Source organism: Cupriavidus sp. GW823-FHT06D04 (genome assembly GCF_058795055.1).
Genome location: NZ_JBXAHL010000096.1, coordinates 1 through 2652, shown reverse-complemented (window position 1 = coordinate 2652; position 2652 = coordinate 1). Strand labels below are relative to the sequence as shown.

The window sequence follows — 2652 nt, the reverse complement described above, 5'->3', positions numbered from 1 at the left end:
GTGCGTATTCCGCGCCAAACTGGACACCCATTCCACGGCAAACTGGACACTGATTCCACGGCAATCTGGACGGCGATTCCAGCGCAAACTGGACACTGATTCCGCCTCAAACTGGACACTTTAAGGCGGCCAGGAAGGGCGTAGCACCGCGGGATAACCGTGGCACTCTGGCAGATTTTTCCGGGGTGTCAGTTGGCTAACAAGAGGTTATCCATGCGTAAAATCCAAGAAGTGTTGCGGCTGTATTTCGGCCACAGCCGATCGAAGCGAGAAATCGCCCGCATCATCGGCGTCTCGCCGACCACGGTGTCCGATTACTTGGCACGTGCCAAGTTGGCGGGCCTGAGCTATCCGCTGCCGCCGGAGTTGGACGAACCGTCCCTAGAACGGCTGCTGTTCCCGCCCAGCGAGCCGTCTTCGGTGCAGCGACCAGCGCCGGACTGGCTGCGCGTCCACAACGAACTGCGCGGCAAGGGTGTGACACTGGAATTGCTGTGGCAGGAGTACAAGGCCGGGCAGGAGGATGGCTTCCAGTACAGCGCCTTCTGCGATCACTACCGGCGCTGGCGTCAGCGGCTGTCGCTGTCGATGCGCCAGACCCACACGCCGGGAGAAAAGCTGTTCATCGACTACGCGGGCCAGACGGTGGCCGTGACGGATGGTGCTACTGGCGAGATCAAGCAAGCACAGATCTTCGTTGCGGTGCTGGGCGCATCGAACTACACCTACATCGAGGCGACCTGGTCCCAACAACTGCCCGACTGGATCGCCAGCCACGTGCGTGCCCTGAACTTCTTCGGCGGTTGCACCGAGCTGTGGGTGCCGGACAATCTGCGCAGCGGCGTGACCAAGGCATCGCGCTACGAGCCGGACCTTAACCCGACCTATCAGGACCTTGCCAGCCACTACGGCGTGGCTGTGCTACCTGCCCGCGTACGCCGCCCCAAGGACAAATCGAAAGTGGAGAACGCGGTGTTGGTGGTGTCGCGCTGGGTGCTGGCGCGCCTGCGCCATCAGCGCTTCTTCAGCCTTGGCGAACTGAACCGCGAGATGCGTACCCTGCTGACCGCCTTGAACCAACGCCCGTTCAAGAAGCTGCCCGGCAGCCGCGCCAGCGCCTTCGCCGAAATGGATCAACCAGCCTTGCGCCCCTTGCCGGCACAGCCCTATGAGTACGCCGAGTGGAAGCTGGCCAGAGTCGGCGTTGACTACCACGTCGAGGTAGACGGCCACTACTACTCGGTTCCTTACCAGCACGCACGCGAGCAGGTCGATGTGCGCGTCACCGGAGCGACGGTCGAGATCTTCCGATACGGCCAGCGGCTGGCCAGTCATGCCCACTGCGCCTTCAAGGGTCGGCACACGACGGTTGACATGCACATGCCGCGGACCCACCGCGAGGTCGCGGGCTGGAGCGCGGAGAAGCTGACCAGCCGGGCTACTGCTATCGGCCCCCGCTGCACCACGCTGGTCGAACGCTTGCTGCACCAGCGTCGCCATCCCCAGCAGGCCTTCCGCAGTTGCCTGGGTGTGCTTCGGCTGGGACAGGAGTTCGGCAACGCGCGCCTCGAAGCGGCCTGCGCGCATGCGCTCAAACTCAACGCCGTGAGTTGGAAGAGCCTGCAATCGATCCTCAAGAATGGCCTGGACTTGCAGACTCCGCCGGGCGCGCAGCGCACGCTCGACCTGCCGGAGCACGAGAACCTCCGTGGCGCCCACTACTACCAATCGAACTCCATCCTGCACTGAAGCGCCAACGAAAGGAAAATGATGCTGCACCATCCCACCTACGACAAGCTGAACAAGCTGCGCCTGTTCGGCATGGCGCGCGCCTTGCACGATCAGGGAAACCTGGACCTTGATCACCTCGGCTTCGAAGAGCGCCTCGGCCTGCTGGTTGACCGCGAGGTAACCGAGCGTGATGGGCGCCAGTTGGCTTTGCGCCTGCTGCGCGCCAAGCTCAAGCCGAATACGGTTGCCGAAGACACCGACTACCGCCACGCACGAGGACTGGACAAGCCATTGTTCCAGCGCCTGCTGGCCGGGCAGTGGCTGTCTGAGAAGCAGAACGTGCTGCTGACCGGCCCGACGGGCGTGGGCAAGACCTGGCTCGCTTGCGCGCTGGCCCACCAGGCGTGCCGTCAGGGCTATAGCGCCTACTACGTCCGCTTGCCGCGCCTGCTCGACGAACTGAGCCTCGGCCGCGCCGACGGCCGTTACACCAAACTGCTCAAGCAGTTGGCGAGAATTGACGCCTTGGTAATCGACGACTGGGGTCTGGCTGTCCTCGACGATGTGCACCGCCGCGATCTACTGGAGGTGCTCGACGACCGCCACGGCGCCCGTTCGACCATCGTCACCAGCCAATTGCCGATCGATCACTGGCACGCCGCCATCGGCGATGCCACATTGGCCGACGCGATCCTCGACCGGCTCGTCCATAACGCGCATCAACTCACCTTGAAAGGCGATTCCATGCGAAAAATGCGCGCCCGTTTGACAGCCCAGACTGACCAGGAGTAAAAACCGAACTTCGACCCCGCGTCGCTACGTCCGTAGTGTCCAGTTTGGCCTGGAACGCGCGTCCAGTTTGCGCCGGAGCAGGTGTCCAGTTTGCGCCGGAGCGAGTGTCCAGATTCGGCGGAATACGCA

2 protein-coding genes are annotated in these 2652 nt (G+C 63.2%); both read left to right on the top strand.

Features of this window, described 5'->3' with window-relative positions:
• Positions 1–213: 213 nt before the first annotated feature.
• Entirely contained in the window at positions 214–1749 is a 1536-nt protein-coding gene (istA, locus tag AC1Q7H_RS39695) for an IS21 family transposase (RefSeq protein ID WP_492382506.1), read from the top strand.
• Between the two features lie 21 nt (positions 1750–1770).
• Positions 1771–2523: an IS21-like element helper ATPase IstB gene (gene istB / locus AC1Q7H_RS39690; protein WP_317925115.1), complete on the top strand. Its 753-nt coding sequence runs from the start codon at positions 1771–1773 to the stop codon at positions 2521–2523.
• Positions 2524–2652 lie beyond the last annotated feature (129 nt).

Coding starts and splice junctions, on each gene's coding strand:
- istA (WP_492382506.1), top strand. CDS start 214: ATGCGTAAAATCCAAGAAGTGTTGCGGCTGTATTTCGGCCACAGCCGA.
- istB (WP_317925115.1), top strand. CDS start 1,771: ATGCTGCACCATCCCACCTACGACAAGCTGAACAAGCTGCGCCTGTTC.